Raw genomic sequence first — 17,255 nt, 5'->3', positions numbered from 1 at the left:
CGTTGGGAAGGGCGGGAGGTCTATGATGGATCCGAGCGCGAGGGCGCCGGCGATCGCCACGCCGGCCAGGATCAGGGCGAGGGCGCGCATCATGTGCTCACCATTTCGGGGGTCAGGGTGATGCGGCCGACTTCGCCGAACTGCTTCGAATACGTGATGACCTTCGCCGATCGGCCGGAGAGCCAGCCGCCGTTCGCCGCGTAGGCATCGGGGCCGGCGAGCGTTTCGTGCCGTTCAACCTTCATTGTGGTGGGGGCCGACTTCAATTCGTCCGAGTGCAGATGGCCCATGTGGGCATAGCTGAATTTGGTCCGGCCAAAAATCTCGCGGAACTTGCCGACGAAAACGCCATCGATCGAACTGATTTTGCGCTTGTGGCCGTGGTGATAGAACAGCGACGTGTTGCCGAATTCGAACACATTGTAGGTGCTCGGACTGGTGTCGACTGTCACGCGCGGTTCGTTCTCAAAGAACGCCGCGAACATCTCGCGCAACCAGGCGCCGCCGGCCGGGTCGTGGTTGGCGTCGGCCATGATGATATGAACTTGCTCGTGCTTCTCGAGCAGCATGGTCACGATGCGGCGCATGGTCCGGATCACCACCCGGATCATTTTTTGCAGGCGGGAATCGGCGTCGAGGACGTTCCGGTGCGCCGGCGTGACGCTTTCGTGCGCATCATGGTGCAAGAGGTCGCCGAGTTGGCAGAGCACCGCAGTGCCGGCGTCCGGCGACATGCGGATCGCCGCGGCGAACCAGTCGAGCAGGAGCTTTTCGGCGATCTTCAAATCGTAGTCGGCGCCGGTTTCCTCGCGCCAGGCCAGCATGCCGAAATGCAGATCGGTCACGGTGTATTGGTTCAGGAGTTCGCCATTGGTGCGCGGAACGGGCAAGGCGGGCTCGGTGCGCGGCAAATCTTCCTTGAAGCCCTCGACCACGGCGCGCATCGCTGCGTCGCGCTGCTCGGCGTCCTGGCTGGTCTTGATCCATTTGACGATTTCTTGGCCGTCGGGATTGACCAGGGCTGAAACACCCTTGATCAGATGGCCCTCGGGGACAGCGAACACCTCGCCGTGTTCGGGCTTTTGCTGAATGGACTTGCCGGCGGGGCCGTCCGAAACCTGGCTGATGCGGTAGCCGGGCATTGCCGGCGGGTGGTCGAGCAGCATTCCGCGCTGTGACGCGTCCTTTAGCGTGTCGCGAAACGTCTTTTGGTCCCATCCAAGTGTCGCCGCTGCATGCTGCTTGACACGATCAGCGGCCAAATAGGCGTCGACGGCTTGGCGGCACTTTTCATCCGAGCGCGGCGGTGTCGGCAATGTTCAATGCCCCTTGGTGGTGAAATAGAAGCCGACAACGGCAATCACGCCGGTCATGGCGCTACCGGTCAAAACCGAAACGACTTTGGTTCCGATTTCCTTGCGTACGGCGCCCATCGTGAGGCGCGAATGCCGGACGTGGTGAAAATCCTTCTGCAATTCGATGACCGCAGCCGGCGAACCGACGTCGACACCGAGCGCAAGCAGGAATTCGCTTACGGCTTCCTTGACCAAGGATTTCGTGTCGTGATCGGTCATTTCGTCCAACACCGTTTGTTCACGCCGGTCTGATTGTGCCGGCGAATGTCGTTGATGGTCTCCGGCGTGTCATTCCACGCGTCGAAATGGATTGATCGCCAGCCAGCGCACCGGGCCTTTGTGGTCATCGCTCGGTCGGTCCCGATGATTGCGGTTGAACCGGTCGTCGTTAAACACCCAGCGGTCGGAAGTGTCAGGCAAAGCACGCTCAGCAGAAGCACGAGCCTTTTCGCCGACGTCGAATTCGCGAACCAACGCCGCATCCCACTGGCGCTGTTTTTCGTCTGAGCCGCTTTTGTAGCCATAGGCGATTAATCCCATGCAGGTGAATGCGATCACGGCGCCGGCGATGGCCCATTTGCGCAAATCCGGAATAAGCGCGGCGACGATTGGCGGCTCGAGCACGGCGACCGTGACGCACGCGAAGCCGACCAGCATGTCGACACCGGCCCATCCGAACAGGTAGTGCCAGGCGAGTTGCAGCCAGGACCACAGCATGTCAGCGAGCCCACGCAGCCCAAACGACGACGATCAGGAAGGCGGCACCGATCGCATACAGTCCCCACGGCTGACCAAGTGGCGTATCGGCGAGCAAGGTCATCAAACGCCCTCCGCTGCGTGCTGGCTGCGCCAATACCAGGCAGCGCCCGCGGCCACGACGATTGCCACGGCGATCCAGAACGTCGGCATGGTCAGAAGGTGGGACAGGACGTCGCCCATTCCCAAATCTTCGGCTCCCTGCTTGACCGTTTTGGCTTGGTCGAGTGCATCGGAAACCTTGCCGGCGACTTCAGCCGCGCCGGCCGCGCCGATGGCGATTTGCGTATTGCCGATTTTCGATCCTGACATCGGCCGCGCCGTGCCGTCCGGAGCGTCAACGCCCTGCGGCATTGGTTCGGGCTGCGGATCCTGACGCACTTCGGCGCGGTAGCTCGCGCGAACATCCTCGTGGGCTCCGTCGCGGAACAGGGCGGCTTCCGCCGCGCGCCGCCGCGTCAGGCCGCGCAACACCTTGCCGCCGCCGCGATTCCATTTGGCGAATTCGTCCGCCGCGCCGTCGAAATCCTTTTCGTTGACCTTTCGGAGCAAACCGGAACGGGCCAGATTGCCTTCGCCGCAGTTGTAGGTGAACGACACCAACGCATCGAACTGCGATTGGGTCAGCGCCACCTTGACGCGGCGCTTAACGGCCTTCTCGAACCGGCGCATATCGGCGCGGAATTCAGCGTCGCATTCGCCCTTTGTCCAAACGTCGCCCTCTTTGAACTTGCGGCCGTTGTCGTTGGTGTGACCCCACCCGATCGTCAGAACGCCGGCCGGGCAATAATACGGCTTGAATTCGGTCTTGGCTGCGTTCACCGCGGTCAGGCAGTTCTCAAACGACTGCACCAGGGCAGCGCCGCGCGGGCTGATTTGCAGGCCGTCGTTCACAGCGACAGCCCCCACCAGAGCAGGAGGCCCGCAGACAGCCACAAGGCCGCCTTCACCGGGTTTTCCTCGCACCATTTGACAATCGCGGCCATTTCGGCACCGTGGCACGATTTATGTAAATTGTCAACATAAAAGGGGCTTGCACGGGGCGGTTGTGGCGGGTACGCTGGCGAACATGATGTCAATCGACACACTCACCGGTCTTGTAATCGCTGGACTCATCCTGGCGTGCGGCACGTTGCTACGCCTCAAGGACCGTGATCGCCGATCGGCGATGACCGCACGCGAGCGCAGGGCGGAGGACGCCGCCAACGACTCCGATCAAATCTGGTGATCAGAGCGCAGCGATGAGTGGCTGCAACGCGTTGAAGATTGTCGGCGTCGTCACGGTCACGGTGTCAGCCTGCCGCGGATGTGTGCCGTCCGACGTGTAGGTCGCAACCGAGCCGTAGGCCTGCCACACCGGCTGATTGTCAATCAGGCCGACGCCTTGGCTCACCGCCAAAGTCCTGTAATCGGCATAGTAATCACCGAGCGTTGTGCGGGTCGGATCAGTGCTGTCGTTCATCGTCATCAGGAATAGACGGCTGGCGGGCATCACGGTCTTGAGCGCATCGAGCATTGCGACATGGTTTGCGATCGCCTGCGCCCTGGTCAGGAAGGCGCAATCGTTCATCGAATATTCGATCAGCGCGAAATCGGGATGATCGGCAACGACCTGGCCGATGCGCGATAGGCCGCCGTCGGTCCCGTTGCTGTTCGAGCCGTTGAACCCATAGCCGAATTCGCGAATGAACTTGCCGGTCGCCGCCTGCAGCCGCGCTATCAGCGGCGGTTGGTAATAATTGTACCACGACAGCGACGTACCGCAGAACGCGATCGAGACATCAGATTGCATGACGGCGCACCCGCGGATCGAACCAACCCTTAGTCACCATCAGCAGCGTCGACGTTCCCGAGGCGGCGTTGTCGTTGGTATAGATCTGACCGGCGGCACTGGTCAGGACGTCGGCGACAACGCCAGCGAACTGCGCCCCGGAATGGCGCACCACGGCCGCATATAGCGCGCCGGTCGTGGTGACGCTGACGCCAAGATCCGCGTCCCATGCGTTGACGTAACCGCCTTGGCTGGTGGAGTTGGAGCCCTCGATGTAGAGCTTGGCGAACATCTTGACGCCGTGCGGCATGCCGGCGAGCGTCCGCAGGTTCGCGGTGGTGCCGTTGGCAAATCCATTCGCCTCGAGTTCCGGCACCAGCAACTCGAAATAATCACCTGCCTGGATGAACTGGCGGATGTTGCCGGAACCATTGGTCGTGACGGCGCCAAGCACGCGCACCTTGGTCCAGCCGCTCGGAATGGTCGGCGCGGTCGCCGAAGCGCTGAATAGCGCATCCTGCACGCTATCCGAATTTCGGCGGATCAAGTAGAGGTGATAACTGCTGTTGATCGCCTTGGAGCCGGCATCGAGCCCGCCCTGATTTGTGCCGACCGCCCACGCCGCATCGAGCCGCTTGGTGACGACAGCCGCGCCGTCGAGCAGCACGTCGATATCGTTGTTGGTGTCCGAGACATTATTCTGGATCAGGCTGTCGGCGACTTTGGTCAGAATATCCGGAATCGAGGCCGCCGATGCTGCAGCCGCCGCAGCGGACGCCGCCGCCGCGTCGCGCGCGGTGAGAGTGTCGGCGAGCACGCCGCTAGCGTCGACCGGCTGGGAGAGCAACAACTGATAATGATCGACCGAATAGCCGAGCACATACGACGCGCCCGAAAGAATAGCCCCCGTGACCAGTGCCGAGCCGAACGCGTCCTTGATTGCGGTCGCCGTACCACCGTTGAGCGCGAGCGTCACTGCGCCCGTGTTGTTGGCGGTTGCGACGAAAATATAGAGCTTGTTACCGGGGGTCGTTGGGGTCATCGAGGCCGAAGCCTGAATGGCGTTTCCGGTGCCTCCCGTGACTGTCAAGCGCAGCACTTCGATGGGCAGATCGGCGACGCGCGACCACGAGCCTGCCCCCGAAGCACCGGACTTCTGGTAAATTCCCACGTTTGCAGGCGTTGAGTCACCATAGACGTAGGCAAGCGAATTGGCGGCGTGAGCCAAATCGGCGTTGATATTTGCCAGGGTGGCGTAACCGAGCCCAATCTGACCAAGGACGGATTCGACCTGCGTTCCCCAATCGCGGAATTCGCGCTTCACCGTCTGATGAATACCGCTCGCCGGCACTCCGTCAGTATTGTAGTCGCGGAGGATCTGAGCCGCAGTGAGCGTCATTTTCCCTTACTCCAGACACCTTGAGGGCGGCGCATCGTACTTGTTCGAGTGTAAATTGTCAACATTAAGAGGTTTCTGCGTAGCCGGTCGGATCGATCAGTTTCCATTCGAAGGTGATCTGACCGGCAAGCAGATTGGTCTTGATGGTCTGGATTTCGACCACGCAATCCTCAAGACCAGCGATCGGGTATTGCAGTTTCATCCATCGTTTTCCAAAATAGCGAAATCCGTACAACGTGGTAACGATCGAACCCGACATCGCCGAATTGAGACGCTGCATTGCGCGCTCGGCCAACCGATTCGCCTGCGCTGCTACCTGCACCCATGTCAGATCGAGCGTCTGACTGCGCAGTCCGAACGTGGAAATCGATCCTTCGTCGCGAACCGGGTCAAGCTGCACCGACACATATTTTTGATTCGGGTCGGTGATGGTGACGTCGAGTTGGTTGACCTTGCTTTCGTCGGGAGTGCCGTAATCAACGGAGATTCCGAGAATGTGTTCCGACGTCAACGCTGGTTCGGTTGGCTCACGATAATAGCCAACGGTGATAGACAACGTGCCATCGCCGTTTTCGGCCAAATAGCCATCGCACGTCGACAGGATCTTGCCGATCACGTCTTCCGGCTTGTTGTCGAAGGTGTACCATCCGGCAGATCGATACCGGTTGAGGCTGCTGACAATGTCATCGCACAAATCAGCCTCGACGTGCCATTGATCAATGACAGGCGCGATCGTGGTTTCATAGTCCAGCCCTGGACCGCCCGTGACGTCCGGATCACCGGTGAGGTAGTCGATCAACTGCACAACGGGGTTCGGGCTCGCCGCTGTAATGCCCGTTCGTCTGTCCAAATGCATTGCGCATTTTGCGACGACAGACGGCTCGGGTTTCTGATGCGGAAATACCGTCGAATATATCTTTGCGTCGTTCGGGCCGCCGCACTTCATCACCATGTAGGCGATACCGTGCCCGTAAAACGAAGATGTCCAGATTGAGTTGATCTGCGCGTCGCCGTACAGATACGACGACGCCAACTGTGTCGGTGTGCCCTTGTGCATCTGCACCTCGACCGTGCCCGTGGTGCCGTGATAATACCCCTCGGCAGTGCCGTTGATGGTCAGGATTGCTTCGAAATTATTGAAATCCATGTTCGCGTTGACAGGATCGTCATGCAAATAGACTTCAACAATCGAGTCAATTTCGCCGTGATGAAACGCGATCACGTCATACGAAATGTTCGGAGCAGCGCCGGCCGCTTCATAGAGGACATAAACGCCCGCCATGCGGTTGACCCAATACCCACGCATTCGGGGCGGGATCGACTGCCTGATCGCCTGCGAACCTGCTTCCGGACTCGGGACGCTCGGCGAGGATGCCAGCGCGTAGGAGAGACCAATCGAGGCGGCCGTGATGGCGGCGGCACCCACTGCCGCATTGACCGTCAATGTGCCTACGAGGACGGTCGAGCCGAAAGCCGCTGCACCGCTCGCGCCGGCGGCTTCGATTGAGGAAAGAATGAGAATGCCGACTGTTTCAGCCACGAGTGATCCTCCACGCCGCGACGGTGGCAAGTGGGGCGTTCACCAGGGCAGTCGACGTGGCGACCATCCGCATTCGCGCGTCAGTGCAAATCGCCCCGGTCGGAGCGGTGACAATGCGACCATCGAAACGTCGGCCGATTGCGGCCTGTACCAAGGCGACGTCTCCGGCCGCGGGAGCGCTCGTTTCCTCCAAGCCAATCGCCGCGAATCGCGCGCGACATGACACCAGCATCCCGCCTTCGCTCTTTATCGCGACCTTGTATTCGTGCCGGGTCGCGTAGGTGCCGCGACGATCAGCCATAGCATCGGGGAGCCCGAGGCGCATCAGCCAATCGGCCATGAACGTGCAGCAATCCAACCGGCCATATTGCCACCGATCGCGAGTCACATCGCCGCAATATTCTGACAATCGGTTCATGATACTAATTTCGGCCATGGCTTGCTAAATCCGTGGGCGTATTTGGTCGTCAGGCTGCAGAACAGATCGCCGGGGTGACGCGCTTGTTGGTCAACGTTGGAGAAATACGAGCGCGCAGGCCGGCGGCGCATGGTCATCAGTGAGCCGCACGACAGGGTGATGCTTCGCAAAATGGGCTGTTCGGGATCGCCGGTCGGCTGCTGATTTATAGACATGACGTCGGCGCGATAGTGCGCGAACCATTTCGGGGCGCCGAGCAACTGCCACGCGGCGTCGAAGATGCCGAACCCGATCGATACGCGTTTGCCTTGAACACTGGTGGCATCGCCGGCCGCGGCAATGGCGAGAACAGGCCCCGATACGCCGCTGACCGTGAAGTCGACGCGCTCAGCGGCGCCATTGATCATTTGGCTGAATTCAGGGAGGCCGTTGATTTCGCCGAACCCGGTATATTCTGCACCGTCGGGATCAAGCACGTTCGACGTCGCCGCGATGTTGCCGAAGCCCAACCAAAGGCGCACGACCGGGTCGGTCTCCAGGCGAAAGAACGCCGCCAGGTTGATGACGTCACCGGACAGGGCCGCAAGTTCTGCGTCGGTCAAAATCATGTGGCATACTTCGTTTCGACGAAGACGACGGACGCCATGCTGAACGGATAGGTCGTATTATTCAGGTCCATGGCGGACGAGTTGGCGAGCTTCATCAAGCAGCGCGGGCGATCGAATTCGAGATTGTCACCATCGGCGACGGCTTCGCGAAGCGGGGGATTAAATGTAATCGTCGTGGTGCCGTCCCCGTTGTCGATGGCCGTGGCGATCTCGTAGAGCCGCCAACCATAGGTCCCATGTTCGATGGAGAAGCACTCACCGCCCTGCAGGGGCGCGCAGTAGTTGAGGCGTATCACCATAGACGTTGCACGCAGAGCCGCTCCGACAGCGCATGAGACATCAATCACCGGAGTATAGTAGCCGGTGCCGTCACTGAAATAGGAACCATCGCTATAGGGCAAGATCGCATAGGGGTCGGCCGGGAAAGGTGCCCACGTTGTATCGCGGCGATAGACGATAATCGGTGTGACACCGCCATTCGCGATCTGACGCAACGCTCGCCAAAGCTGCGTGTCCGATCGATCGCGAAACCGGATGTTATTAAGGCTCGCTTGCCAGAAGCCGCCGCCGTCCGAGCGCACGTCCACCGACATGCCCGCGGTTTGACCGGCGATGGCGACCGTTCCGAGCAAATTCCAGTCGTGGCTGTTCTCGACCAGCCGATCCCACGGGATTTCGACGCTCATCCGACACCTGTTTGCGCAAAGCGTTCAGATCGGCGACCGCGACCGGCGATGCCGGCGAGTGCCTGGCGGTGCGCAGCCAATTCCTTGCGAACCTGGGACAGGCCGTATTCGTCAGTATTGCCATTCAATTGGATGACAGTATCGCCGAACGACACGCCGCCCGTACCACCGAGCATGCCCCGCGTTTGGCGGTTGTTGAACACCTGCGCGCCACGCGGAAGGTTGACCAGCTCGGGGCCTTTTTCGCCGACCAGGGCCATGCCGCCAGGCGCGGAATTAGTACCACTGGCGAAGGCACCCACGAGTGGAGCACCGCCGACGGATGTCGGTCCAATCGCCCCTGCAATACTGCCGGACGACGTCAGCGCGCCCGTGGGCAGACCGAACATTCCACCTAAACCCTGCAGTGCGCCCGCGATAGGCCCGACGATGGCTTGTTTTATGGCAATTTTAGCAAGATCGTTGATGATCGACTTGGCCATGTCGCTGAACGCGTCTTTGACGCTCTTGGCCCCTGTCACAATGCTGGTCAGGCCGTCGGCGAATGTGTCGAGCGAGCGCACCGAGAAGCCATCGAACAGGGTGCGCGTATTTGATGCGTCGAGCTGGTAGCGCTTCAACTGCTCGAAGTTCGAGCCAGCAACCGCCGCCTGGTCCGAAAGCTGTTCCATCGACTTGCGCAGCGATATAACAGCCGCCTCATACTGCTTTGGATTGTTCGGGTCGAGCAGACCTTGCGCGACCAAAGCCTTAAGATTGTCGTTCGCGGCTTGCTGCGCCTTGGCGAAATCATAGATGCCAATCGATGCCTGCTGCGAGACGCGCGACATTTCCGCCTGCGCTCGCGTGACAGCGACCAACGCGTCGGCTTCGTCCTTGGTGATCTTGACGCCGTTCATGCGCGCGGCGGCGATTTCCAATTCCTTGCCGCGAACGGCGTCCTCGACGCGCCCGAGCTGCGACAAAATGCCGATGCGCTGTTGCTCGAGCGCGAGGGCGTTCCTTGCCGCATTGGGATCGACGGTCACTCGAATGCGGTTTGCTGCCGCGGCGCGGTTATCTAGCCCTTGTTGCAGGCCGCCCGCGTTTCCGGTGGATGCGAAGCCGCCAAACCGATCGTTGAAATTGGCGTCGTTGCCCTTGGATGCACCGTAGAGACCGCCCGCCACAGCGCCCGGAATGCCGCCATACTTCGCACCGGTAAACGCACCTGACGCGGCATTTTTGAGCCACTGCGGAATTTCGACGCCAGCCATCGCGCCGGCGACATTAATCATCGCGGCTTTGAAGTTCTGCACGAGTTTGGTCGTGGCGGTGTTCCACGCTTCGTCGAACTTGCGCGCGGACGCGATCAGTTTGCCTTCGGCACTGTCGTTGAATTTAGCAGCTTCCGCAGTCGCGGCTTTGATCCCGGCCGCGCCTTGCGACAGAAACCGCACCCAATCCATGGTGGCGGGCAAGCCCATCTGTTGCAGCAACTGCAAACGCGCCTGATCGCTCGCGGCGTTCTTGATCAGGTCGGCCGCTTTTTCCAGATAGTCGTTAAAATCCTTCGCCGACTTGCCGTTGTTGCGCATGACATCGGCGAGGCCGCCCATATTGTGCTGCGCTTCGTAAACAGCGCCACCGAACTGCTGCATCGTCTTCAGGAACTCGTCCTGGCCGATGCCCTTGAACGAAGCGGCTTGCTGCAAGCCGTGCAATTGACCCGTGGTGGTCCCGATCGATCGTGAAACGTCGTCGAAGGCCTTAGCGGTTTGCGTGATGCTCACTAGGGAGTAAGCGAACGCCGCACCAATGCCGACGACACCCGTCGCCAGAAGGCGCGCCGGGGTGATGACACTGGTGATTTGGCGCGCGAACCCGCCGATGGTGCCCTGCGTATTGGCGAATACGTCACCGACCTGCGTACCTTGCTGAACCAAAACGGTCAGGGGCGATTGTCCGGAGAACAGCGAAACGCCAATGTCCTGCGCCTGGCGGGACAGGTTGATCAGTTCGTGGCGGGCGAGGCCGGCGGATTTGGTCAGGTTGTCATTGGCAACGGCCGCCTTGCCGGCGGCCACGGCGAGCGCATTGTGCCCCTGCGTCGCGCCGGCGGCAGCGTCCTTGACTGTCTTACCCGCTACATTGCTCTTGGTGCTCGATGCAGCGAGCTTATCCGTGGCCGCGGCTGCTTGATTGGCCGACGCCTGAAAGCGATCAAGATCCGTCGCAGCGGATTTCGCCTGACTGGAATCGATTGCTAGACCAAGGCGGGCAATGTCGCTCAAGACCGTTCACCCATGATCGCGGCTTTGAATAGGGCGGGGGTCAGCGGGCGGCTGGAAACCTGCGGCGCTTCCTCCGCTTCGTCCGGCGTGCCAAACACGGCGGCGAGGATGTCGCCGACAAACTTTTTGCGGGCGACGATAGCGCGGGCGACAGCATCCATGGGCATCGATTGAACCTGTTCGTAGGTAAAGCCCACGATGCCCATCCCCTCGTTTTCCAGCCACTCCCAATAGTCGGAGTGGCTTACGCTTCCCCCGACCCGGTCGAGTCCTCATCCTTCGGAGGCTTGCCGCCGTTGGCCAGGTAGGTGACGAATGCGGAGACCGGGCCGGAAAGTGCCGGCATACCTGCCTCGAAAACCGCCTGCTCGACGTCGGCGGGCTTCTTGCCGAGACCGGCCGCGATGATGTGCAGGATGGTGTCGAACTCGAAGGCTGCGACACGCGCCGACGCGCCGATGAACCCGCCACCGACCTGGCTCGCGACGCGCGCGGCCGCGATAGAGCACTTGAGCGTCCCGAGCGGCGAGTCCACCTCGCCGATTGCAGCGTTCGCCATTACAGGGTGACTCCGGTGTTCCAGAGTTTGAGCACCATCGTGCTCGTGGTCTTGCCGATGCCGACCAAGGCGATCTGCTCGCCAGCGCCGAGATCGGCCACCGGCTGGATCCCGCCGGGCGTCTCGGACAGCCAATAGGTCGTGCCGACAACGACGGTCGCGCCGGGCGTGAAGCTCGGATCGTCCTTGACCACCGTGAGCGGCTGACCGATGGCGGCGGCGTGAAGCGCGACGCCATAGACCGCCTTTTGTTCGACGGTGGCGCTGTTGCTGTCGGCGAGCTTGAACAGGCTCGTGCTCGCTTCCTTGTAGACCGTCTGACCGGCGGTGACCGCGACGCCAGCGATTCCGGTCTCTTTGAGCGCCTGACCGCTTGCCAGTACGTTGGCCGCGGTAACGACAATATCGGTCATGGGTTCAGCTCCGAAACGTTGAAAGGGGCGGGTGTGGGCCGCGCGTTAGGACGCGGCGACTTCCACGACGTTGGAATTAATTTCGAGGGTGGCGTTCAGTTTGCGGATGGTGTTCGCGCTGCCGCCCGCCGCTTCGCCCGTCATCGTCAGGGCAACGAAATAGTGCTTCGTCGGCGTGGTGGTGATGGCATCGTTGTAGTCGATGCGGAATGCGTAGTTGTTTTTGGTGATTTGCGCGGCGAGCAAGGCGATCTGGCCGGCATCGGTCTTGATCTCGGCGAACACGTTCTGCATCGAGCCCGCGTTGCTGGTGCCCTTCTGCTTGATGTCGCGACCACGATTGATCAGGCTGGTGGTGATGACCTGCGCGGTGTCGCCATGGGCGCCCATGGTCTCCCAACCGTCGATTTCGGTCCACGACTGGCCGTTGAAATCGGAGGCAACGAAATCGGTCGACTTGTCGGACAGAACGCCGCCAATGTAGATGTGGCAACCGGCAACGGGATAGAGGGCCATTTTGACTCCTACTGAACAAAGGTCCGGTAACGCACCGAAACCGGGAATTTCATGTAACCGTCGCCGTTGGGAATCGACGACGCGATCGAAGGCGTTTCGTAGACCGACACCGTCACAGCGCCGTTGACCATGCGCGTCCCGCGCCCGAACCATGCCGCGACTTGCGCGGCGATATTGAGCGGCTTGATATCGCCGTCCTGCGCCTTGTAGAGAACGTCTACCTGCAAAATGCCGGCGTGCTCATCCCAAGCCGCGATCCCGATCCCCTGCGTCTGCGCGCGAAGCACCGACGCCTGCAAATACGTGTCCGGCTTGTCAGTGGCGGGCGGCGCCGGGAAAGGCACGTTCGGCCAGGCGACTTGCAAAGCGGGCGATGCGGTAAAGGCAGCGAGGCGATTCAGCAATGCCTCGGCAATCAGCGCATCAGTACCCACAGCGGACATTAAGTAGGCGTACCACGTCGTATGTAAAATGTCAACATTAGATCATTTCGGGACGGATTGCGCGGCGCGATCGACCACCGCATTGAATTCGGAGATGGTCAGCCTCACAACTCCGCTCGGTGCCTGCTTGCTGTGGCCGTACTCAAGTGCCTGCGCGTATTCTAAATTGTTGACCAAATAGATGACCTGGCCGGCTTCGAGGTTCAGCGTCGCGGCCGTGACCTTGGCGATGGTCGCCGTGCCGGCCTTGTCGTCAATTTTCAGCGTCCCGGCCGGAATGGATCCGATGGCGACCTGCCAATTTCCCTTGAACCGGCCGGTGTCCACGGGGCTTTTGATGACCACCCGCGTGAACATTTCAAGTGCGATTTTGCGCACGACCAGATCGGCGTTGCCCTTTGCTTTTTCGACGAAAGCGGCAATTTGCGCCGTGAATAGCGACCCGCTGCTCACTTCTGCGCCTGGCAGTCGAACGCGCAGACGATGCCGGCCGGCGCGATCGGCTTGGACAGCGGCCCGACCGAGTGTTCGACCCCGCCGACGACGATATGGTCGGACGGCAGGATGTCGGTAATCCCGAGGGCGGCGAGGGGACCGGCGGCAATCATCCACCGTTCGTCGGTGGCCAGGACGCTGCCGCTTTGCGTCTGCCTGTAGGTGAATTCGATCTTGGCCCCGAGCGTGGCGTAATCGGTCGGGGTCAGGGTGGGGTCGAACGGCGACCCGCTGGCGACCTGGCGCCGGATCGTGACGGCCGTTCCGAACTCTCGAATGAGGTCGTCGGCGTCGTCCCGGGTCTCGAGATAGTCGAATACCTCAGCCATCACGCCCGCACCAATTGCACATTGTTGTTCGACTGCACGAGCCCGCGCAGATAGCCGTCGATCGCCGTATAGGTGTCACGCGCCGACGCGCCGTCCTCGTAGGTGATCGACTTGGACAGCGGCCCGACCACCTTTGCGATGCTCTTGATCCGGCCGCCGCGCTCGAGGGTCGGTTCGAGCTTGGTCCCGCCAAGCGCGAGCAGGGCAGCTTCCATCGCGGCATATTTGACCTGTGCCGGAATGGTGGTCGAATCGATTTGCCAGCCGTTGATATCGTAGAGCGGGAACGTGTAGCCGTAGCCGAAGGAACGGCCCTGGCCGCCCCGGGAGCCGTCCACGCGCGGCCAGGAAAGCGCCTGCGCCTGCGTCGCGGTGAGCCCGACCCATTTCCCGCGATAGGTGTTTTCGAGGTACTGCGTCCCGAGCCGCGCGGCCTGTTCCTTGGCCGCAGTCGACCCGGCCGCCCACGCGGTCACGCCGCGGTTGCTGAAATAGGTGTCCGCCTCGGTGACGGAAAATAATGATTCGGCTGCGGCGCCGCCGGCGGTGCTGTCGAGGCTCATTGTTTTACCATCCCGACGATTGTTCCCGCGAATGCGCCGGCTGCGGCCGGCAGGAGCATCCACGGATCGTTGACGTAATTGATCGCGGCGAAGCCGCTCAAGGCAATGACCATGCTGGCGTAGGTGCCTGCGCGCATCGGACGATCATTGGTCAGGGAAATGGTGTAGCGCGCCCAAACGATGTCGAGGGCGAACACAGCGGCGAATGTCAGAAGCCAGTTCATCAATAGAACGCCTTCGAGTCGAAGCCGTGAACCCGGCAGACCTGTGCTGCAAACTTCCGAAACCAGACGCCGTGCGTGTTATTCGTGCCGCGGCTTTCCATCTCGCTATCTTCGAGATGCAGATGGATCATTTCGTGGGCCATTTTCTCGATCAGGGTGACGGTCTGACCGACGGCATTTGACGAAACTGAAATGGTGTGCTGCTTCCCATTCCAGCGGTATTGCGCGAAGTCGTCTCGAAATTTGGCCACGATGAATTTGACGTCGTCCGACTCGGGCATGTTCCAGCCCTTGAACGGCGGGGTCGCCTTCAGATAGTCGTATGCCGCTGCCAACATCTCGGGAGTTAGTGGCAGCGGCATTCGGTGTTCCTTACTGCGGACGAGCCGCCAATGCCGCTTCGATGACTTCGATCGCCTGCGCCTTGTTCTCGACGCTGCGACCGGAAACGGCCAGTGCAATCGATTTCAGGCGGGCGCCGTGATCCTCGCGCCAGTTCTCGGCGAGACCGTCGAGCGGATCCGCAGAACCGGGAGGCGGGGGCGGTGCGCCAGGCGGCGGCGGCAATTCAGGGGACAAGATCGTGCGGCCTTCGAACAATGAATGCTGTTCGGGGTCGAAATCCCATTTGGCGATCAGGAAATAACCCTGCACGTGGTCAGGGTGATCGGACTTGACGGCCAGGAGATTGGCGAAATCAGTCACGCGATAGCTCCGTTGACGTGGACTCTATGAAGCGGCACCCCGAAGGATGCCGCTCTTAGAAGCCGCGGCCGGATTAGCCGAGGACGAGGGCCGAAAACTCGCCGTTGATCGACTTGAAGCCCCAGGCCAGATGCAATTCCCAAGAAATCTGACCGTACTGCGCGATCTGCAGCATCAGGTAGGTCATGCCCTTGTCGTCCGAAACGAGCATCTGCTCGATAGTCGGGTTCGGCGGCATGATCGGCGGGCGAAGCACACCCACAACTGCGTTCCGCTCGAAAGCGAGGTTGGCGGTGTAGTTGTTGCCGACGGTGACGGCGGTGGCCGACGCCGGCACGGCGACCTTAAGGCCGGGTGCCGCGATCGTGATGGTGCCGGGCGCCGCGATGCCCGAGGTCACGACGTACTTGTTCGTGTCCGAACCGATCGTGATCACGTCACCGGGCAGAACGGTGCCGGTGCCGGTGATCAGCGGGATCGAGGTGGTACCGATCGCAAAGCCCGCCGTGGTGGTCGTGTACGACGCGCCCGTGCCCTTGGTGTGCAGGCCAATGCCGGCCGACTCCGACAGGCGGAAGCCCATCTGCGGCAGGAACTCGCCCGTCCGGCGCTCCTGATCGCCACCGGCCTGGTAGGCATTCTGCAGAACGCCGAGGTTGCGGAGGTTCAGGCCGGCGTTCGTGTCGAACACCATCTGCAGGGCGGCCTTGGGCGCGCCGTTGTCCACGAGGATCTTGCGTGCGTTGGTGAGCGCGGTGAGATCGGACGCGAACGGGGTCGTGCCGGCGGTGCCGAACGCGCGGGACGCGCCGACCTTGACCGCAATCGCGGCGTCGACTTCGCACTCGTTGCGGAGGGTACGCATACCCTGCGACACGAGCTGCTTGACCCAATCCTGATTGATCGTGGCGTTCTGCAGCGACTTGATCTGCTCGCCGGTCAAATGCCAGTCGACCTTACGGGACTTGGTGATCGTGACGTCGATCTTGGAGCCGGTCGAGTCGGTGCCGGTCGAAGCGACGTTGTTGGGGGTGAAGTCGGACGCGGCGCGGGTCGGCGCGACGTCGACGGACACGTTATCGCCCTTGGCGACGCCCTTGTCGTCGAACGACGTGTTGACAGCGCCGACGACGCCGAACGGCTCCGCGGCAACTTCCTTGGCCGCCGAAAACAGGGTCGGGGCCAGAACGGTCAAGCTATTGGACATGAAGTCTCCGTGACGCGAAACGCGCGTTGATCGGGTGTGCTTGGTGAGAGCGCCACCGCGTCTCGCGGAGAGCAGCTACAGAGAGGCGTCACGCCTCAGACCGCCGCATAGGACGGATGAACGCGGGCACGGTATCAGCAATTATGTAAATTGTCAACATAACAAAGGACCGCCCCCGAAAGGGCGGCCCTGGTCGTCTCGTCTCGTAGGAATTAACCGACGATCGAATAGCCGTCGGTCATCTTGGCGGCACGGTCCTTGGGCGAGGCGGCGTTGAATTCCGCCTGCGTCCACGTCTTGTTACCGCCGCCACCGCCGGACTTGTGCGGAGCACCGCCGCCGCCAGCGCCGGAGCCTTCGAACAAATCGGGGAACGACTTAACCACGTCTTTCATCAGGTCGTCGAGGGTGGCGAAACCATCGGAACCGGTGCCGATCATTTGAGTCTTGCCGTCGGCGTTGAAGATGCGACGCACCGGTTCGCCGTTCTCGAAAGTGAGTTCGATGCGATCGCCGAGAATTTTCGGCAGCATCGCCAGGCCGGTCTTGGTCGCTTTTGCGCCAGCCAAGGCGCCTTTCAGATCACCATCAACCAGATGTTTGCGCGCGACACCGAGCGCTGCTTCGCGTTCGTCATTCGCCGCCTTGATCTTCGTGTCAGTGGCCGTCTTGTGCGCGAGCAGGGCGGCGTCGAATTCTTCCTTGGTCTTGCCCTTGTTGAACTTGCCGGCGTCGTAATCGGCGACGAGCGTCTGCACGTCCTCGACGGTGCGGCCGGCAACGGCGGTTTCCCATGCAGTCAGGGCGTGGCGGCGTTCGGCCGCTTCCCGGTTCGCCTTGGTCAGCGCGTCGCGCGGAACATAGGTGGCTTCCAACCCGGTCACGGACAGGGTGAACTTGCCGTCTTTTTCAGCGTATTCGCCCCGAATCGCCTCGGGGATGGTGGTGATGTCGTCGACAATCAGTGGCAAAGCCATGTCAGCTTCTCGCTGTTA

General features: G+C 61.3%; 24 protein-coding genes. All 24 read right to left on the bottom strand.

Going from position 1 to position 17,255, the window contains the following annotated elements:
* Nucleotides 1-89: 89 nt before the first annotated feature.
* The 24 genes from AC0L27_RS17465 to AC0L27_RS17350 all read right to left on the bottom strand — a co-directional run bounded on the left by AC0L27_RS17465 (nucleotide 90) and on the right by AC0L27_RS17350 (nucleotide 17,237).
* Entirely contained in the window at nucleotides 90-1,166 is a 1,077-nt protein-coding gene (locus AC0L27_RS17465) for an oxidoreductase (protein ID WP_473319846.1), read from the bottom strand.
* Between the two features lie 153 nt (nucleotides 1,167-1,319).
* A complete protein-coding gene (locus AC0L27_RS17460) occupies nucleotides 1,320-1,574 on the bottom strand; it encodes a hypothetical protein (protein ID WP_473319845.1) in 255 nt (84 codons plus the stop codon).
* Nucleotides 1,575-1,643: 69 nt separating this feature from the next.
* Nucleotides 1,644-2,072, bottom strand: coding sequence for a hypothetical protein (locus AC0L27_RS17455; RefSeq protein ID WP_473319843.1), 429 nt, complete (start codon nucleotides 2,070-2,072; stop codon nucleotides 1,644-1,646).
* Between the two features lie 102 nt (nucleotides 2,073-2,174).
* Nucleotides 2,175-3,005: a lysozyme gene (locus AC0L27_RS17450; protein ID WP_473319842.1), complete on the bottom strand. Its 831-nt coding sequence runs from the start codon at nucleotides 3,003-3,005 to the stop codon at nucleotides 2,175-2,177.
* 334 nt (nucleotides 3,006-3,339) lie between these two features.
* The gene (locus AC0L27_RS17445; protein ID WP_473319841.1) at nucleotides 3,340-3,903 is read right to left on the bottom strand and encodes an SGNH/GDSL hydrolase family protein; all 564 of its coding nucleotides are present in this window, start codon (nucleotides 3,901-3,903) and stop codon (nucleotides 3,340-3,342) included.
* Nucleotides 3,893-5,281, bottom strand: coding sequence for a hypothetical protein (locus AC0L27_RS17440; RefSeq protein ID WP_473319839.1), 1,389 nt, complete (start codon nucleotides 5,279-5,281; stop codon nucleotides 3,893-3,895). The genes AC0L27_RS17445 and AC0L27_RS17440 overlap by 11 nt, the downstream gene beginning before the upstream one ends.
* 64 nt (nucleotides 5,282-5,345) lie before the next feature.
* Complete coding sequence (locus AC0L27_RS17435; protein WP_473319838.1) at nucleotides 5,346-6,821, bottom strand: phage tail protein; 1,476 nt, start codon at nucleotides 6,819-6,821, stop codon at nucleotides 5,346-5,348.
* Nucleotides 6,814-7,239 (bottom strand): DUF6950 family protein, encoded by a 426-nt coding sequence (locus tag AC0L27_RS17430; RefSeq protein ID WP_473319836.1) that lies wholly within the window; start codon nucleotides 7,237-7,239, stop codon nucleotides 6,814-6,816. The genes AC0L27_RS17435 and AC0L27_RS17430 overlap by 8 nt, the downstream gene beginning before the upstream one ends.
* Nucleotides 7,236-7,847 (bottom strand): hypothetical protein, encoded by a 612-nt coding sequence (locus tag AC0L27_RS17425; protein ID WP_473319834.1) that lies wholly within the window; start codon nucleotides 7,845-7,847, stop codon nucleotides 7,236-7,238. Before AC0L27_RS17425 ends, AC0L27_RS17430 begins: the two co-directional genes overlap by 4 nt.
* Complete coding sequence (locus tag AC0L27_RS17420) at nucleotides 7,844-8,533, bottom strand: hypothetical protein (protein WP_473319833.1); 690 nt, start codon at nucleotides 8,531-8,533, stop codon at nucleotides 7,844-7,846. The genes AC0L27_RS17425 and AC0L27_RS17420 overlap by 4 nt, the downstream gene beginning before the upstream one ends.
* Complete coding sequence (locus AC0L27_RS17415) at nucleotides 8,530-10,806, bottom strand: phage tail length tape measure family protein (RefSeq protein WP_473319832.1); 2,277 nt, start codon at nucleotides 10,804-10,806, stop codon at nucleotides 8,530-8,532. Before AC0L27_RS17415 ends, AC0L27_RS17420 begins: the two co-directional genes overlap by 4 nt.
* Nucleotides 10,803-11,012, bottom strand: a complete 210-nt coding sequence (locus AC0L27_RS17410; RefSeq protein WP_473319831.1) for a hypothetical protein — start codon at nucleotides 11,010-11,012, stop codon at nucleotides 10,803-10,805. Before AC0L27_RS17410 ends, AC0L27_RS17415 begins: the two co-directional genes overlap by 4 nt.
* Nucleotides 11,013-11,050: 38 nt before the next feature.
* Nucleotides 11,051-11,365 (bottom strand): hypothetical protein, encoded by a 315-nt coding sequence (locus tag AC0L27_RS17405; protein WP_473319830.1) that lies wholly within the window; start codon nucleotides 11,363-11,365, stop codon nucleotides 11,051-11,053.
* The gene (locus AC0L27_RS17400; protein ID WP_473319829.1) at nucleotides 11,365-11,778 is read right to left on the bottom strand and encodes a hypothetical protein; all 414 of its coding nucleotides are present in this window, start codon (nucleotides 11,776-11,778) and stop codon (nucleotides 11,365-11,367) included. Before AC0L27_RS17400 ends, AC0L27_RS17405 begins: the two co-directional genes overlap by 1 nt.
* 45 nt (nucleotides 11,779-11,823) lie before the next feature.
* Nucleotides 11,824-12,294: a hypothetical protein gene (locus AC0L27_RS17395; protein WP_473319828.1), complete on the bottom strand. Its 471-nt coding sequence runs from the start codon at nucleotides 12,292-12,294 to the stop codon at nucleotides 11,824-11,826.
* Between the two features lie 8 nt (nucleotides 12,295-12,302).
* Nucleotides 12,303-12,737, bottom strand: coding sequence for a phage tail terminator-like protein (locus AC0L27_RS17390; protein ID WP_473319827.1), 435 nt, complete (start codon nucleotides 12,735-12,737; stop codon nucleotides 12,303-12,305).
* A 42-nt stretch (nucleotides 12,738-12,779) separates the two neighbouring features.
* Complete coding sequence (locus tag AC0L27_RS17385; protein ID WP_473319826.1) at nucleotides 12,780-13,190, bottom strand: HK97 gp10 family phage protein; 411 nt, start codon at nucleotides 13,188-13,190, stop codon at nucleotides 12,780-12,782.
* Nucleotides 13,187-13,561, bottom strand: coding sequence for a hypothetical protein (locus AC0L27_RS17380; RefSeq protein WP_473319825.1), 375 nt, complete (start codon nucleotides 13,559-13,561; stop codon nucleotides 13,187-13,189). Before AC0L27_RS17380 ends, AC0L27_RS17385 begins: the two co-directional genes overlap by 4 nt.
* Complete coding sequence (locus tag AC0L27_RS17375; RefSeq protein WP_473319823.1) at nucleotides 13,561-14,124, bottom strand: DnaT-like ssDNA-binding protein; 564 nt, start codon at nucleotides 14,122-14,124, stop codon at nucleotides 13,561-13,563. The genes AC0L27_RS17380 and AC0L27_RS17375 overlap by 1 nt, the downstream gene beginning before the upstream one ends.
* Complete coding sequence (locus AC0L27_RS17370) at nucleotides 14,121-14,348, bottom strand: hypothetical protein (protein WP_473319821.1); 228 nt, start codon at nucleotides 14,346-14,348, stop codon at nucleotides 14,121-14,123. Before AC0L27_RS17370 ends, AC0L27_RS17375 begins: the two co-directional genes overlap by 4 nt.
* Nucleotides 14,348-14,710, bottom strand: coding sequence for a SprT-like domain-containing protein (locus AC0L27_RS17365; RefSeq protein WP_473319820.1), 363 nt, complete (start codon nucleotides 14,708-14,710; stop codon nucleotides 14,348-14,350). Before AC0L27_RS17365 ends, AC0L27_RS17370 begins: the two co-directional genes overlap by 1 nt.
* Nucleotides 14,711-14,720: 10 nt before the next feature.
* Nucleotides 14,721-15,053, bottom strand: coding sequence for a hypothetical protein (locus AC0L27_RS17360; RefSeq protein ID WP_473319819.1), 333 nt, complete (start codon nucleotides 15,051-15,053; stop codon nucleotides 14,721-14,723).
* A gap of 73 nt (nucleotides 15,054-15,126) precedes the next feature.
* The gene (locus AC0L27_RS17355; RefSeq protein WP_473319817.1) at nucleotides 15,127-16,260 is read right to left on the bottom strand and encodes a major capsid protein; all 1,134 of its coding nucleotides are present in this window, start codon (nucleotides 16,258-16,260) and stop codon (nucleotides 15,127-15,129) included.
* Nucleotides 16,261-16,472: 212 nt separating this feature from the next.
* Nucleotides 16,473-17,237: a hypothetical protein gene (locus AC0L27_RS17350; protein WP_473319816.1), complete on the bottom strand. Its 765-nt coding sequence runs from the start codon at nucleotides 17,235-17,237 to the stop codon at nucleotides 16,473-16,475.
* Nucleotides 17,238-17,255: the final 18 nt, after the last annotated feature.

It is taken from the genome of Bradyrhizobium sp. Ken51 (assembly GCF_055807435.1).
The sequence above is the reverse complement of the archived record's forward strand: the minus strand, read 5'-3'. Positions and strand labels throughout refer to the sequence as shown.

Excerpts from the sequence above, each read along its gene's own strand:
- AC0L27_RS17465 (WP_473319846.1), bottom strand. The coding sequence starts at position 1,166 with ATGCTGCTCGACCACCCGCCGGCAATGCCCGGCTACCGCATCAGCCAG.
- AC0L27_RS17460 (WP_473319845.1), bottom strand. The coding sequence starts at position 1,574 with ATGACCGATCACGACACGAAATCCTTGGTCAAGGAAGCCGTAAGCGAA.
- AC0L27_RS17455 (WP_473319843.1), bottom strand. The coding sequence starts at position 2,072 with ATGCTGTGGTCCTGGCTGCAACTCGCCTGGCACTACCTGTTCGGATGG.
- AC0L27_RS17445 (WP_473319841.1), bottom strand. The coding sequence starts at position 3,903 with ATGCAATCTGATGTCTCGATCGCGTTCTGCGGTACGTCGCTGTCGTGG.
- AC0L27_RS17440 (WP_473319839.1), bottom strand. The coding sequence starts at position 5,281 with ATGACGCTCACTGCGGCTCAGATCCTCCGCGACTACAATACTGACGGA.
- AC0L27_RS17430 (WP_473319836.1), bottom strand. The coding sequence starts at position 7,239 with ATGAACCGATTGTCAGAATATTGCGGCGATGTGACTCGCGATCGGTGG.
- AC0L27_RS17425 (WP_473319834.1), bottom strand. The coding sequence starts at position 7,847 with ATGATTTTGACCGACGCAGAACTTGCGGCCCTGTCCGGTGACGTCATC.
- AC0L27_RS17420 (WP_473319833.1), bottom strand. The coding sequence starts at position 8,533 with ATGAGCGTCGAAATCCCGTGGGATCGGCTGGTCGAGAACAGCCACGAC.
- AC0L27_RS17410 (WP_473319831.1), bottom strand. The coding sequence starts at position 11,012 with ATGGGCATCGTGGGCTTTACCTACGAACAGGTTCAATCGATGCCCATG.
- AC0L27_RS17405 (WP_473319830.1), bottom strand. The coding sequence starts at position 11,365 with ATGGCGAACGCTGCAATCGGCGAGGTGGACTCGCCGCTCGGGACGCTC.
- AC0L27_RS17400 (WP_473319829.1), bottom strand. The coding sequence starts at position 11,778 with ATGACCGATATTGTCGTTACCGCGGCCAACGTACTGGCAAGCGGTCAG.
- AC0L27_RS17395 (WP_473319828.1), bottom strand. The coding sequence starts at position 12,294 with ATGGCCCTCTATCCCGTTGCCGGTTGCCACATCTACATTGGCGGCGTT.
- AC0L27_RS17390 (WP_473319827.1), bottom strand. The coding sequence starts at position 12,737 with ATGTCCGCTGTGGGTACTGATGCGCTGATTGCCGAGGCATTGCTGAAT.
- AC0L27_RS17380 (WP_473319825.1), bottom strand. The coding sequence starts at position 13,561 with ATGGCTGAGGTATTCGACTATCTCGAGACCCGGGACGACGCCGACGAC.
- AC0L27_RS17375 (WP_473319823.1), bottom strand. The coding sequence starts at position 14,124 with ATGAGCCTCGACAGCACCGCCGGCGGCGCCGCAGCCGAATCATTATTT.
- AC0L27_RS17370 (WP_473319821.1), bottom strand. The coding sequence starts at position 14,348 with ATGAACTGGCTTCTGACATTCGCCGCTGTGTTCGCCCTCGACATCGTT.
- AC0L27_RS17365 (WP_473319820.1), bottom strand. The coding sequence starts at position 14,710 with ATGCCGCTGCCACTAACTCCCGAGATGTTGGCAGCGGCATACGACTAT.
- AC0L27_RS17355 (WP_473319817.1), bottom strand. The coding sequence starts at position 16,260 with ATGTCCAATAGCTTGACCGTTCTGGCCCCGACCCTGTTTTCGGCGGCC.
- AC0L27_RS17350 (WP_473319816.1), bottom strand. The coding sequence starts at position 17,237 with ATGGCTTTGCCACTGATTGTCGACGACATCACCACCATCCCCGAGGCG.